Raw genomic sequence first — 12,412 nt, forward strand, 5'->3', positions numbered from 1 at the left:
TTGGCGTATTGGGGTCGGCAAGGGAGACTTTGGAACGGAGACCATGATACATGGCACAGTTTGATACAATAAGATCCGCTGCAGGCACCCGCACTGCAGAGATCGACGCAGGGCTACGCGCCCATATGAACAAGGTCTACGGCACAATGTCGTCAGGCCTCTTCATCACATTCCTGGCGGCCTGGGCTCTGTCAAATCTGGCCGTCACCGGCGACCCGGCTGGCGACAGCGCAATGATCGCTGAAGGCAAATACCTGACCAGCTTTGGCAATGCGATTTACCTGTCGCCGTTGAAATGGGTCATCATGCTGGCTCCGCTAGCCTTCATCTTTGGCTTTGGCGCCGCTGCCAACCGCATGCCCGCCGCAGGCGTACAGCTGCTGTTCTACGCATTTGCCGCAGTTATGGGCCTGTCGCTCAGCTCGATCTTTCTGGTCTTCACCGGGCAGTCGATCATTCAGGTCTTCCTGATCACCGCGATCTCTTTTGCGGGGCTGTCCCTGGTGGGCTACACCACCAAGAAAGACCTCTCGGCGATGGGTGCCTTCCTGATCATGGGTCTGATTGGCCTGATCGTCGCGTCAATCGTCAACATGTTCATGCAGTCCGGCGCCATGGCCTTTGCGATTTCCGTGATTGGTGTGCTGATCTTTGCCGGGCTGACCGCCTATGACACCCAGCGGATCAAGACCACCTACCTTGAGATGGCCCATTCCGGCGATCAAGAATGGCTGGGCAAGGCCGCCATCATGGGCGCGCTGAGCCTGTATCTGGACTTCATCAACCTCTTCATGATGTTGCTCCAGCTGCTTGGCAATCGCGAATAAGCGATAAAAAAATTCCAAGACCTACAGCGAGGGGCGGATCACAACGATCCGCCCCTCGTTTCTTTTTGAACAGCCATTCTTTGATAAATTGATACACAGGAAGCCAATGGAAATTCTTGACCTACCGCCAAGCGAGGCCGCCCGCCTTATCCCGCTACTGCAAGACCTGCACGCCCTGCATGTTGAACATCAGCCCGCCCGCTACCCCGCCGCCCCCTCTGACACGGCGCTCGCGCTGTGGCTGCAAGAGTGGCTACAGGCAGAGAATATCACCGCGCTCATAGCTGAAAGCCCTCAGGGTGCGCTCTTGGGCTATGTCATCTATGGCGTTGAACACCGTCCGCCGCTGCCTGTCCTGTTTGAAGAAACCCGCGTGATGGTGCACCATATTGCCACCGCAAAGGCCTTTCGCCGCATGGGCGTTGGGCAAGCCCTGCTCACTGTGGTCAAACAGCGGGCAAAGACCCTGGGGATCGGCACCATCGCCACCACCTACGCCCCCTTCAACAAGACCTCCGCAGGCCTGTTTGAAAGCCAGGGCTTGAAACCGGTCCTGACCATGGCCGAGTGGCGGGCCTAAATGACCTCCGCTCTATAAGTCACAGACCTCGCCAACCCGGCTCTCGGATTTAAAGCAGAATGAAAGACCAGCCCGCTAGCTGCAAAACAGCCCTGTGGCCAGCGCCATCGTGCCACCTTTGCCGCCGACCACCTGAACCTGCCCAACTGGGCGACAGCCCGTTTCCACAGCCACCAGACTGCGAAAGGCATCGGGCTCCAGGTTGGGGAGATTGGCAATGACACTCCGCTTTGGTACGCTAAGAACCGCCAATCCCATGCGATCCGCCCGCATCAGAGAGAGCGACAGCGACCGCCCGAGAACCTGCACCACCCGCCGCTGCGTGCCGGATGCAACCGGCTCAATTTCTCGGGAGGGTTGGCCTGCAAAAGCCCCCAGATCTCTTGAGGCGCCCCTGGCCTCCAAGCCAGTAGCAGCAACCTCTATGGGCAGGGGAACAACATTTTCCGAAACCGGATTTGGCTCGGGACCAACCGCAAACATAAATGCGGCGCTAAACAACGCACTCTTAACCATGACACCACCTATATTCACCATTCCACGCCATCAATCTAGATAGGGAATGGGGCAAAATCAGGCCTTACCAGTTTGATAATGATACGCTTTTTCAGCTGTTTCCAATTGAATTTTAGCGACCACCCCAGATGGCTGGCAGTACCCGCATCATAGCCAGCCTCTATGTCCTCCGCGTAGAATAAATGTTACGCAGCGCCAGTTGATGGCCTTGCACCTAGATACTGAACAGCACAAACGCAAAAGGGCCACGCAATGCGTGACCCTTAATTCATGTAAGACCGGCTAAGGCTTACTTGATTTTGCCTTCTTTGTACTCGACGTGCTTGCGTACAACCGGGTCGTACTTACGTACAACCATTTTTTCGGTCATGGTGCGCGCGTTCTTCTTGGTCACGTAGAAGTGGCCGGTGCCCGCGGTCGAGTTCAGGCGGATCTTGATTGTGGTCGGCTTCGCCATGGTGCTTCTCCTGCGTCCGAAAAGGCAGGGGCCTCTCGGTAAATTCCTATACGAGCGTGGCTTGTACCTGCCCCAGCCCCCAAGTCAATAGGATTCCCACGTGATTGCTGCGGAATTCTGGGAATGCCCCCGGTTTTCCTGCAGGCTGCGGGGAATCCGCTGTGCTGCCAGTTGTCTACCTGTTGCCTGAATAGGCAAGTAGCTCCCGCCACTCCAGGTCGTAAAATGCGCAGAAGGCCTGTAAGCCGGATTTTGTCCCAGAGCATGCGCTCCTTGGACGACCATTCCTCTGCGATGCATATTGCTATGCACCTCTAGCTGCCAACCCGGTCCCTCTCGGCTATAGCATGCCTAGCGGCGGTTTCGGCATACGCCGACCTGCCCGCGCGGGGACCCTATTTGGCATTGCTCCCAGTGGGGCTTGCCATGCCGCCCCTGTTGCCAGCGGCGCGGTGGGCTCTTACCCCACCGTTTCACCCTTACCACGCTTCAACCTGCTTGCCTTGACAGCGCCCAGAACGTGGCGGTTTGTTTTCTGTGGCGCTCTCCGTCGGGTCACCCCGCCCGGGCGTTACCCGGCACCATTGCTATAGGGAGTCCGGACTTTCCTCGCGAAAGCAAAGCTTCCAGCGCGGCCGTCCAGCCTTCTGCGCTCTGTCCGCCTATTCCTCCCGACAGCCCGCGTCAAGGTGCAAGCGCTCTGGGGGCGCTGCCCCTCTTGGCCTCTGGCCAATTCACCCCGGGATATTTTTAGCCAAATGAAAAGTGTGCGCCCTTCATTTGGCTAAAAATATCCCGGAGCACGAGGCAGAGCCTCGTAAATCCCTCAAACCCAAAGATCAGACTGCACCAACGGCTCTACATCCTCAGCCGCCAACGGGCCTTGGGCCCAGGGCCTGTAGCGTAGGCGTAGCGCGGCCAAGAGCGTCGCGTCATCTACGGGGGCTGTATAGCCCAGATCTCGCGCATAACGGCGCAACAGATCTGAGAGCGGCACATCAGGATCGCAGAGCCGCGTGCCGCCGGTGATTGCGGGTGTTGTCCGTGCCAATCCCAGGACCGCCAACTGCCCCCAGTCAAAGCGCGGTCCGGGGTCGATCTTGCGCCCCGGAGCCATGTCGGAATGCCCGATGACACCCTCGGGCGGGATTTCCCAGCGCGTCATGAGTTGACGCAACAGTCCTTCAAGCACCGCCATTTGCGGCGCGGAGAAAGGGTGGTTGCCGGTATTGTCCAACTCGATGCCGATAGAACGTGAATTTATATCCTCGTGGCCGCGCCAGACGCCAGCACCAGCATGCCAGGCGCGCAGGTCTTCGCGTACCATCTGCCACAATTGCCCGTCGCGCCCGATCAGGTAGTGGGCTGAGACTTCCGCCGCCGGATCACAAAGCCGTGCAAGCGCCGCCTCAGCGCTGGTCATTGCAGTATAGTGCAGAACCACCAAATGTGGTTTCAATCCGTCGCGGCGCCTGCCGTGATTGGGGCTGGGGCACCAGTTTGCCTTGAGAGGCGCCACCGGATCAGGCGCGGCGATAGCGCTCGCCTCAGAACCCGCCGCACCCGGCATCAGGAATTGCCTTGCACGGCCCGCCGGTAGGGCTGTGGATCCCAGCCGCAGGCATAGCCATCGCCATCGGGGTCAAGTGCCTGGCGATCACGCTTCGGACCGCCCGCGTCAAGAAAAGCAATCTGGGCCAGATCCGGCGAGAGAAAACCAGCGCAGTTGCGCGCGGACCGCGCCCGCAGATTGATGCCGGCCCGGCTGTAGAGCTTGGTGCCACGCGGATGAGAGGTGCTCAGGGCATATTGCACGATATTGGGATCACGGCTGCCTGCCTGGCTGGGCAAGGCAGTGGGTTCAACCTGCTGATACTGCGATCGCTGATTGGCCAGCCGCGCAGCGTCGCTTTCGATGGTTTGGCGAGAAGCCACCGCATCAAAGCTGTTTTCATCCGAAATTCCGGGATTGCCGATCAGCGCTGGGGCCGGATTCGCGGGGCTGGCCTCGACCGGGGCCTGGCCCGAATTGGACCCGGCTGCCCGCAGGGCCGCCTGAGTTTCCGCTGCGATATTCGCCGCAGTCGTGCTGCTGCCATAGCCGACGGCGGCGCTGCTGGACGCGGTGGTGCTGCGGGCCGGACTGCGCGGTGCGTTTGGCACCGGTTCGTTACGCAGCTCCAGACTCTCGCTTGAGATGGCCGCTGGCGGCACCAGGGCATCGCCGTTGATGGTCGTCCCCACCGCTGGCGGAGGGGCAAAGGGGTCACCATCAAGGCCAACCCCTGCCGCGCTATCAGGTACAGGCGGGGAACATGCTGCAACGCTCAAGACGCTGCCAAGGGCAGCAAGTGTAACAATGACACGCATGGGACCTACCTGTTTATCTGCTCTTCTTTGCGCTGAGCTTACCACCAATTTCCCGGCTTTGCCACAAATCCGGTCGATTGCTCCAACGCGTAGGCGGTATTGAGCAGATCTCCCTCTTCCCAGGGGCGCCCAATCAGTTGCAGGCCCAGTGGCAGCCCCTGGCTGTCCAGCCCCGCAGGCAGGGCAATCCCGGGCAGACCGGCAAGATTCACGGTGACGGTAAAGACATCCAGCAGATACATCGCAACCGGGTCGGCATCGGACATTTCGCCCAAACCAAAGGCCGCCGAGGGGGTCGCAGGGGTCAGAATTGCATCGACACCTGCAGCAAAGACATTCTCAAAGTCCTGCTTGATCAGGCTACGCACCCGGCGCGCCCGGTTGTAATAGGCGTCGTAAAAGCCAGCCGAAAGCACATAGGTGCCAACCATAATGCGGCGCTTCACCTCATCGCCAAAGCCCTGAGCGCGGGTCTTTTCATACATTTCGGTGATCCCATCGCCCGCTTCGAGCGTGGCGCGGTTTCCATAGCGCACACCATCATAGCGCGCCAGGTTCGACGAGGCCTCGGCCGGGGCAATCACGTAATAGGCTGGCAGCGCATATTTGGTATGCGGCAGAGAGATATCGACGATCTCGGCACCTGCCGCCTTGAGCATGTCCCGCCCTTCAGCCCAGAGCTTTTCGATCTCGGCGGGCATGCCCTCCATGTGATATTCCCGGGGGATACCGATCTTTTTGCCACGGATATCGCCCGTCAGCATCGCCTCGAAGTTTGGCACCGCCAGATCGGCACTGGTGCTGTCCTTGGGGTCATGACCCGACATCGCCTCTAGCATGATGGCCGCATCACGCACCGATTTGGTCATTGGACCAGCCTGATCCAGCGAAGAGGCAAAAGCAACGACACCCCAGCGCGAGCAACGGCCATAGGTTGGCTTGATGCCAACAGTGCCGGTAAAGGCCGCAGGCTGGCGGATCGACCCGCCTGTATCGGTGCCGGTTGCAGCAAGGCAAAGGTCAGCGGCAACGGCAGCGGCGGAACCACCGGAAGAGCCCCCCGGTGTCAGCTGCGCATCGGATCCTTCGCGCCGCCAAGGGCTGACCGCATTGCCGTAAGTGGAGGTCTCGTTGGACGAGCCCATGGCAAATTCATCCATGTTCAACTTGCCCAGCATCACCGCGCCATCATCCGCCAATTGCTGCGAAACGGTGCTTTCATATTCTGGCACAAAACCTTCGAGGATGTTGGACGCCGCCTGGCTGGCCACCCCCTTGGTGCAGAACAGGTCCTTGATTCCAACGGGCAGACCGCACATGGCTGGCGCATCGCCTTGTTTCAGCCGTGCGTCTGCAGCGGCGGCGCGTTCCAGCGCGATTTCCGGGGTTTTATGCACAAAAGCGTTCAGCGCATCCGCCTTGTCGATGGCAGTGAGGCAGGCCTGGGTGAGCTCAACAGAGGTGGTTTCGCCCTTACGCAGCGCATCGCGGGCCTCTGCCAGGCCCAATTTGTTCAGATCGCTCATCTGTTCACTCCATCACTTTGGGGACAGCAAAAAAGCCTTCGCGGGCATCGGGGGCATTGGACAGGATCCTGTCCTGCTGGTTGCCGTCGGTGACCACATCCGCACGCCGTTTCAGACGCTGAGGCGTGACCGAGGTCATTGGCTCAACCCCTTCCACATCGACTTCGTTCAGCTGTTCGATGAACTCTAGGATCGTGTTGAATTCGGCGGCCAGGGCTGGCAGCGCGTCATCTTCCACCTTGATCCGGGCCAGTTTGGCCACTTTGGCGGCGGTGTTTTGGTCAATCGACATGGAAACCCTCATCTCGTGTTCATGGTGGCATTTACCGGGGCGATGCGCGCGCCGCAAGCCTGTGCTCTGCTCTGGTGGTGTGAATATCGGGGAAAACCGCGTCAAAATCCACTGCGGGACGACCCTGCCCCGCCACCTGCCGCCAAAAGCAGCAGCAATAATCAGCCCATGCACTGCCGCGTGTACATGTGTTGCGCCACAATGGGGCGCTTCGGGCCAGAATGGGGTGGCATTCATCTGCACAGCCCCTAGGCTGACGACACACACGCTTGATTTGAAACCAAGGGAGAGCGACATGAAAATCATCTGGCTGGGACATGGCAGCTTTCGCATCGAAACAGGCGACAGGGTGTTGCTGGTTGATCCCTGGCTGACCGGCAATCCGACGCTGCAAGAGAGCCAGCACGACGAGGCGGTGAACGGTGCGACCCATATCATTCTGACCCATACCCATTTTGACCATGTGGTGGATGTGCTGCCGCTGGCCAAGGCCCTGAAAATCCCGGTGGTGGGGCAGTATGACCTGATGGGCTTTTGGGGCGAAAGCGAGGGGATTTCCACCATAGGCTTCAACAAGGGCGGCACGGTGGATCTGGGCGGGCCAAAGTTGGCCATGGTGCCTGCCTCGCACAGCTCGACCTTTACCACCGAAGAGGGGCTACGGGCCGGCGGCTCTGAGGTGGGCTATGTGATCATGGCCGAGGGCAGGACGATCTATCTGTCCGGCGATACAGCCCTGATGGCAGATATGGACTGGATCGGCGACTACTACAAACCCGATATCGGCATCCTGAGCGCGGGGGGCCATTTCACCATGGATATGCAGCAGACCGCCTATGCTGCAAAGCGCTATTTCAAGTTCAAGATGCTGATTCCCTGCCACTACCGCACCTTTCCCATCCTGGAGCAGAGCGCCGATGTTCTGATCGAGGCCCTGCCCGACGTCGCGGTGATCGAACCGCAGGTAATGCAGGCAATCGAGGTCTGAAACGCGCAGGAAGCGCTCCCGCCCGTTGTCGGCTCTGCTGCGCAGAACCGCGCCCGTTGGGCCGGGCGCCGGGCAACGCCCGGCGCGGTTGCGTCACGCCCCCGGCGTTACCTGTGGGGCGATAAAAGCGGCGCGTGCGGCATCGGCTTTGGCACGGCAAATGCAGCCCCTGGCATGATCATTGATCAAGCCCATCGCCTGCATGAAGGCAAAGGCGGTGGTGGGGCCGACAAATTTCCAGCCCCGTTTCTTCAGGGCCTTGGACAGGGCAACAGAATCGGGGCTGGTGCTTTGTGTCTGCGGCTCTGGCAGCGTCTTGGGGTCTGGCTCGAAGCTCCAGAAAAACGCCGCCAGCGAGCCCGCTTCGGCCACCAGTTCCTGGGCGCAGCGGGCATTGTTGATCACGGATTCGATCTTGCCGCGATGGCGAATGATGCCCTCATCCTGCAGCAGCCGTTCGACATCCTCTTCGGTGAAAGAGGCGATCACAGTCCAGTCGAAACCGCAAAAGGCGCGGCGGAAATTTTCCCGCTTGGCCAGAATGGTGCGCCAGCTCAGTCCCGACTGAAAGCTCTCGAGGCAGATTTTCTCAAACAGGCGGATATCATCCCCTACGGGGTAGCCCCATTCGGCATCATGATAGGCGTCAAATTCAGGCGCCGAGGCGCTCCAGGCGCAGCGGGGCTGGCCGTCTTGCCCGGTGATCACTTTGCTCATTCGCCTATTCCCTTTTCCTTGCCCCCGTTGTTTTGACCACGGCGCGCCGTTCAAACCGCCCTGACCTCGCCTCACCTACTGAAATGCCGGGCAAAAATCCAGTCGGCGAAACAGCGGCAGCGCAGGGACACCGGCCATGCGCCTATCGGCGGGCGGCAAAGAAATCGCGCAGGATCTCTGCGGCTTCCAGCTCGGCGATACCCTCATAGACCTCTGGCGCGTGATGCGCCTGGGGGTGCGAGAACACGCAGGCCCCATGCGCCACGCCGCCAGACTTGGGGTCTGATGCACCGTAATAGACCCGCCGAATGCGGGCCGCCGCGATGGCAGCCGCACACATGGCACAGGGCTCCAGCGTGACATAGAGATCATAGCCCGGCAGCCGCTCTGCGCCGACAGCGGCACAGGCCGCGCGCAGCACAAGAATCTCGGCATGGGCGGTGGGATCCGACAGCGCCCTGGTGCGGTTGCCATCGCGTGCCACCACCTGCCCCCCCGGCGCGACCAGCACGGCCCCAACCGGCACTTCCCCCCGCGCGGCGGCGGCACGGGCCTCTGCAAGGGCTGTTTCCATATGCGATGTGAACATGGCGGGTTTTCTTTCCATGGCCTTTCCTGCCCCGGAATGGGAGCTTTCGCAAGCCAGCGGAATGCTCTATGTCCCAAAACCATGAGCAAAGCACCCCGACCCCCCAAGGGCAAGGCCCCATCCAAGGCCCAAGCCTCCGCCAAGTCTGCCAGCAAGGCAGTGCCTGATGCGTCCTCCCCTAGCGACGGCTCCCCAACCGGGGACCGCATCGCCAAGGTATTGTCGCGGGCGGGTGTTGCCTCGCGCCGCGAGGCCGAGCGCATGATTGCCGAGGGTCGGGTCAAGGTCAACGGCAGCCAGATCGACAGCCCGGCGCTGAATGTCAGCAGCGCTGACCGCATTCTGGTGGATGGCAAACCCCTGCCCGAGGCCGAAGCACCCCGCCTGTGGCTGTACAACAAGCCCGCCGGGCTGGTGACCAGTAACAGCGATGAAAAGGGGCGGCGCACCATTTTTGACGAACTGCCCGAAGACCTGCCGCGGGTGATGACGGTTGGGCGCCTGGATCTCAACTCCGAAGGGCTGTTGCTGCTGACCAATGATGGTGGCATCAAACGCCGCCTTGAGCTGCCCTCGACAGGCTGGTTGCGGCGCTACCGGGTGCGGATCAATGGCCGCCCCAAGGACGAAGATTTTGAACCCCTGCGCAAGGGGTTGGTGATTGACGGCGAACGCTTTCAGCCCATGACGGTTGCGCTGGATCGCCAGCAAGGCGCCAATGCCTGGCTGACCATCGGCATACGCGAAGGCAAGAACCGCGAGATCCGCCGCGCGCTGGAAGATATCGGCTTTAACGTCAACCGATTGCTGCGGCTATCCTATGGCCCGTTTCAGCTGGGCACCCTGAAGCTGGGCGAGGTGGAAGAGCTGCGCCCGCGTGTGGTGCGCGATCAGTTGGGGCTGGAACCCGAAGAGGTGGAAGAGACCCCGGCCCGTCGGCCCACCCGCGGCAAGCCCTTTGGCAAAGCGGCCGGAAAACCAGCAGGAAAACCGGGAAGGCCCGGTGCCCCTGCTGGGCGCTCGGTGGGGGCGCCAACCGGACGCCCCGGCGGCCCTGGCAAACAATCCGATAGCCAGCGCGGCGTCGGCAAACCTGGCGCAAGAACAGGTGGAAAACCTGTCGGTAAATTTGGCGGAAAACCCAGCGGAAGCGGAGCATCAGGCAAACCTGCAGGCCGGACATCAGGGCCAAAAAATCGCCCCGGTGGCAAGAATCCCCGCCGCTGAGGCACTTCGGGAAGACTTCCCCCTAGCAAGTACCTCTCGCATCCCCTAGTTTCTTGGTAACAAGAGACAACAGCGCTTTGCGAGGGGAACACGCGTGCAGAAAATTGCCTTTGCCGCTTTGCTATTCCTGATGATCGGCCTGAGCACTGGCTGGATCGTGGGGGGCTGACGCATGGCACAACAGTTTGGCGGTAAATTCAGCCCCAAGGGCTCCTCCCGCTCTGGCCGGGACAGCGCAGAGCAAGGCGCCGCCTCTGACAATGCGCCCCTGGCGCGTCCCCATGCCAGCACCCGCAATGCCACCACCGATCCGGTGGGGCTGCGCGCGAACCTGATGTTCATCCCAGCGGGGCTGATGCTGCTGCTTTCTCTCAATGACGGCGCAACCGGGCTGGCCCTCGGGCTGGTGGCGGCGGCACTCTGGACGGGCGGGGCCTATATGCTACGCGAAGGCCTGCGCGCCACAGCTGCCTTTCAGGCCCGGCGCGTGGCCCGCCGCCCCGCCCTGCCCCGCAAGATCCTGGCCGCCCTTCTGGTTGGCACCGGCGCAGCGCTTGCCGCCTGGAAGGCCGAACCGGGTCTGCTGATTGCCACCATCTATGGCCTAGCGACCTGCGGGTTGCATCTGGCTGCCTTTGGTCTGGATCCTTTGCAGAACAAGGGCACCGAAGGCATTGATGACTTTCAGCAAAACCGGGTAGCCCGCGCCGTCGAGGAAGCTGAATTCAACCTGGATGCCATGACCGATGCCGCGCTGCGGGCCCGCGACCGCGAGGTCGAAGAAAGGGTCGAACAGTTTCAGGCCGTCGCGCGCGAGCTGTTTCGCACGGTCGAAGAAGACCCGCGCGATCTGACCGCCGCCCGCAAGTACCTGACGGTCTATTTGCAGGGCGCGCGCGACGCCACAGTGAAATTTGCCGACATATACACCCGCAGCGGCGATGCGACGGCCCGCAGCGATTACCTGGCCCTGCTGCACGACCTGGAACAGAACTTTACTGCCCGCACCCGCAAGATGCTGCTGGAAGACCGCAGCGATCTGACCGTTGAAATTGATGTGCTGCGCGACCGGCTACAGCGTGAAGGCGTCCATCTGGACCGTAGCTAACCTCTTTGCAAGGAACCCTCTTGATGTCTGAAATAGTTCAAAAAAAAGCCGCCGAAGCCGAGGCCCAGGTCATGGCTGTTGCCGCCACAACCCTGCCCGAACCCGTTGAGGCAGTGGCGCCGCTGCAAGAGGCCACGCCAGAGGTAAGCGCTAAAATCCAGACCCGGATCGGTGAAATCGACATGGGCGACAGCAATTCGATCATCCGCTTCGGCTCTGGCGCTCAGGCGGAATTGCAGACAATCAGTCAGGCTATGCTGGCGGATGTGCGCAACAAGGATGTCGGCCCGGCAGGCGACTCGCTACGCAATATCGTCACCACCATCCGCGGCTTTTCGGTCTCGGAACTGGACGTGCGCCGCAAACCCAGCTTCTGGGAGCGCCTTTTGGGCCGCGCCGCGCCCTTTGCCAAATTCACCGCCCGGTTTGAAAGCATTCAAGGCCAGATCGACAAGATCACCGATGATCTGTTGGGCCATGAGCACACCCTGCTGAAAGACATCAAATCGCTGGATATGCTTTATGAGAAAACGCTGAACTTTTATGACGAACTGGCGCTATACATCGCTGCCGGCGAGGCCAAGCTGGCCGATCTGGATGCCACGGATATCCCAGCGTTGGAGGCCGCCGTTGCCGCCGCACCAGAGGCCGATCAGGTGATGCGCGCACAAGAGCTGCGCGATCTACGTGCTGCCCGTGACGATCTGGAACGCCGGGTGCATGATCTCAAGCTGACCCGCCAGGTTACCATGCAGTCGCTGCCCTCGATCCGGCTGGTGCAGGAAAACGACAAAAGCCTGGTCACCAAGATCAACTCAACCCTCGTCAATACGGTACCGCTGTGGGAAACCCAGCTTGCCCAGGCGGTTACCATCCAGCGCTCTGCCGAGGCCGCCCAGGCGGTCAGCTCGGCCAATGATCTTACCAATGAGCTGCTGACCTCCAATGCGGCCAACCTGCGCCAAAGCAACAAGATGATCCGAGAAGAGATGGAGCGCGGCGTCTTTGACATCGAAGCCGTGAAACAGGCCAATGCGGATCTGGTGGGCACCATCCAGGAAAGCCTGCAAATCGCCGATGAAGGCAAGGCCCGCCGTGCTGCCGCCGAAGCAGAGCTGAAAAAGATGGAAGCCGAGCTGCGCGACACATTGGCGGCTGCCAAGGCGCGCAAGGATGGGGTCGGCGATACCGCCGCCACCTCGGTACCTGGTTAAA

At 60.9% G+C, this 12,412-nt stretch carries 14 protein-coding genes and 1 other RNA gene; 6 read left to right on the plus strand and 9 right to left on the minus strand.

Annotated elements, in window-relative coordinates:
- Window positions 1–50: 50 nt before the first annotated feature.
- Window positions 51–827 (plus strand): Bax inhibitor-1/YccA family protein, encoded by a 777-nt coding sequence (locus ACN0VH_RS14485; RefSeq protein WP_278922640.1) that lies wholly within the window; start codon window positions 51–53, stop codon window positions 825–827.
- A 106-nt stretch (window positions 828–933) separates the two neighbouring features.
- Window positions 934–1,407 carry a GNAT family N-acetyltransferase gene (locus tag ACN0VH_RS14490; protein WP_417700992.1) on the plus strand — a complete coding sequence of 158 codons (474 nt, stop codon included), beginning with the start codon at window positions 934–936 and terminating at the stop codon, window positions 1,405–1,407.
- A gap of 75 nt (window positions 1,408–1,482) precedes the next feature.
- On the opposite strand, the gene ACN0VH_RS14495 is transcribed toward ACN0VH_RS14490, so the two are convergent.
- The 7 genes from ACN0VH_RS14495 to gatC form a co-directional block, all read right to left on the minus strand.
- Window positions 1,483–1,923, minus strand: coding sequence for a hypothetical protein (locus ACN0VH_RS14495; RefSeq protein WP_278922642.1), 441 nt, complete (start codon window positions 1,921–1,923; stop codon window positions 1,483–1,485).
- Between the two features lie 289 nt (window positions 1,924–2,212).
- Window positions 2,213–2,380: a 50S ribosomal protein L33 gene (gene rpmG, locus ACN0VH_RS14500; protein WP_007814563.1), complete on the minus strand. Its 168-nt coding sequence runs from the start codon at window positions 2,378–2,380 to the stop codon at window positions 2,213–2,215.
- A 225-nt stretch (window positions 2,381–2,605) separates the two neighbouring features.
- Window positions 2,606–3,031, minus strand: an RNA gene (rnpB, locus tag ACN0VH_RS14505) — RNase P RNA component class A.
- 175 nt (window positions 3,032–3,206) lie between these two features.
- Window positions 3,207–3,839 carry an N-acetylmuramoyl-L-alanine amidase gene (locus ACN0VH_RS14510; RefSeq protein WP_417700993.1) on the minus strand — a complete coding sequence of 211 codons (633 nt, stop codon included), beginning with the start codon at window positions 3,837–3,839 and terminating at the stop codon, window positions 3,207–3,209.
- 110 nt (window positions 3,840–3,949) lie between these two features.
- Window positions 3,950–4,750: an RAD23 family protein gene (locus ACN0VH_RS14515; protein ID WP_417700994.1), complete on the minus strand. Its 801-nt coding sequence runs from the start codon at window positions 4,748–4,750 to the stop codon at window positions 3,950–3,952.
- A 38-nt stretch (window positions 4,751–4,788) separates the two neighbouring features.
- On the minus strand, window positions 4,789–6,276 hold the full coding sequence (gene gatA, locus ACN0VH_RS14520) for an Asp-tRNA(Asn)/Glu-tRNA(Gln) amidotransferase subunit GatA (RefSeq protein WP_278922645.1): 1,488 nt from the start codon (window positions 6,274–6,276) through the stop codon (window positions 4,789–4,791).
- A 4-nt stretch (window positions 6,277–6,280) separates the two neighbouring features.
- On the minus strand, window positions 6,281–6,568 hold the full coding sequence (gene gatC / locus ACN0VH_RS14525) for an Asp-tRNA(Asn)/Glu-tRNA(Gln) amidotransferase subunit GatC (RefSeq protein WP_278922646.1): 288 nt from the start codon (window positions 6,566–6,568) through the stop codon (window positions 6,281–6,283).
- A 295-nt stretch (window positions 6,569–6,863) separates the two neighbouring features.
- On the opposite strand from gatC, the gene ACN0VH_RS14530 reads away from it, so the two are divergent.
- Window positions 6,864–7,556 carry a metal-dependent hydrolase gene (locus ACN0VH_RS14530; RefSeq protein WP_278922647.1) on the plus strand — a complete coding sequence of 231 codons (693 nt, stop codon included), beginning with the start codon at window positions 6,864–6,866 and terminating at the stop codon, window positions 7,554–7,556.
- A gap of 93 nt (window positions 7,557–7,649) precedes the next feature.
- On the opposite strand, the gene ACN0VH_RS14535 is transcribed toward ACN0VH_RS14530, so the two are convergent.
- Both ACN0VH_RS14535 and ACN0VH_RS14540 read right to left on the minus strand, forming a co-directional pair.
- Entirely contained in the window at window positions 7,650–8,273 is a 624-nt protein-coding gene (locus ACN0VH_RS14535) for a DNA-3-methyladenine glycosylase I (RefSeq protein WP_278922648.1), read from the minus strand.
- Between the two features lie 142 nt (window positions 8,274–8,415).
- On the minus strand, window positions 8,416–8,880 hold the full coding sequence (locus tag ACN0VH_RS14540) for a nucleoside deaminase (protein ID WP_278922649.1): 465 nt from the start codon (window positions 8,878–8,880) through the stop codon (window positions 8,416–8,418).
- A gap of 63 nt (window positions 8,881–8,943) precedes the next feature.
- On the opposite strand from ACN0VH_RS14540, the gene ACN0VH_RS14545 reads away from it, so the two are divergent.
- The 3 genes from ACN0VH_RS14545 to ACN0VH_RS14555 all read left to right on the plus strand — a co-directional run bounded on the left by ACN0VH_RS14545 (window position 8,944) and on the right by ACN0VH_RS14555 (window position 12,411).
- Window positions 8,944–10,089 carry a pseudouridine synthase gene (locus ACN0VH_RS14545; protein ID WP_417700995.1) on the plus strand — a complete coding sequence of 382 codons (1,146 nt, stop codon included), beginning with the start codon at window positions 8,944–8,946 and terminating at the stop codon, window positions 10,087–10,089.
- A 172-nt stretch (window positions 10,090–10,261) separates the two neighbouring features.
- Complete coding sequence (locus ACN0VH_RS14550; RefSeq protein ID WP_278922651.1) at window positions 10,262–11,197, plus strand: 5-bromo-4-chloroindolyl phosphate hydrolysis family protein; 936 nt, start codon at window positions 10,262–10,264, stop codon at window positions 11,195–11,197.
- 23 nt (window positions 11,198–11,220) lie between these two features.
- A complete protein-coding gene (locus tag ACN0VH_RS14555) occupies window positions 11,221–12,411 on the plus strand; it encodes a toxic anion resistance protein (protein ID WP_417700996.1) in 1,191 nt (396 codons plus the stop codon).
- The last annotated feature ends 1 nt before the right edge of the window (window position 12,412 follow it).

The sequence above is a fragment of the Pseudophaeobacter sp. genome (assembly GCF_048267565.1).
GTDB classification, from domain to species: domain Bacteria; phylum Pseudomonadota; class Alphaproteobacteria; order Rhodobacterales; family Rhodobacteraceae; genus Pseudophaeobacter; species Pseudophaeobacter profundi.

Excerpts from the sequence above, each read along its gene's own strand:
- ACN0VH_RS14485 (WP_278922640.1), top strand. The coding sequence starts at position 51 with ATGGCACAGTTTGATACAATAAGATCCGCTGCAGGCACCCGCACTGCA.
- ACN0VH_RS14490 (WP_417700992.1), top strand. The coding sequence starts at position 934 with ATGGAAATTCTTGACCTACCGCCAAGCGAGGCCGCCCGCCTTATCCCG.
- ACN0VH_RS14495 (WP_278922642.1), bottom strand. The coding sequence starts at position 1,923 with ATGGTTAAGAGTGCGTTGTTTAGCGCCGCATTTATGTTTGCGGTTGGT.
- rpmG (WP_007814563.1), bottom strand. The coding sequence starts at position 2,380 with ATGGCGAAGCCGACCACAATCAAGATCCGCCTGAACTCGACCGCGGGC.
- ACN0VH_RS14515 (WP_417700994.1), bottom strand. The coding sequence starts at position 4,750 with ATGCGTGTCATTGTTACACTTGCTGCCCTTGGCAGCGTCTTGAGCGTT.
- gatA (WP_278922645.1), bottom strand. The coding sequence starts at position 6,276 with ATGAGCGATCTGAACAAATTGGGCCTGGCAGAGGCCCGCGATGCGCTG.
- gatC (WP_278922646.1), bottom strand. The coding sequence starts at position 6,568 with ATGTCGATTGACCAAAACACCGCCGCCAAAGTGGCCAAACTGGCCCGG.
- ACN0VH_RS14530 (WP_278922647.1), top strand. The coding sequence starts at position 6,864 with ATGAAAATCATCTGGCTGGGACATGGCAGCTTTCGCATCGAAACAGGC.
- ACN0VH_RS14535 (WP_278922648.1), bottom strand. The coding sequence starts at position 8,273 with ATGAGCAAAGTGATCACCGGGCAAGACGGCCAGCCCCGCTGCGCCTGG.
- ACN0VH_RS14540 (WP_278922649.1), bottom strand. The coding sequence starts at position 8,880 with ATGGAAAGAAAACCCGCCATGTTCACATCGCATATGGAAACAGCCCTT.
- ACN0VH_RS14545 (WP_417700995.1), top strand. The coding sequence starts at position 8,944 with ATGAGCAAAGCACCCCGACCCCCCAAGGGCAAGGCCCCATCCAAGGCC.
- ACN0VH_RS14550 (WP_278922651.1), top strand. The coding sequence starts at position 10,262 with ATGGCACAACAGTTTGGCGGTAAATTCAGCCCCAAGGGCTCCTCCCGC.
- ACN0VH_RS14555 (WP_417700996.1), top strand. The coding sequence starts at position 11,221 with ATGTCTGAAATAGTTCAAAAAAAAGCCGCCGAAGCCGAGGCCCAGGTC.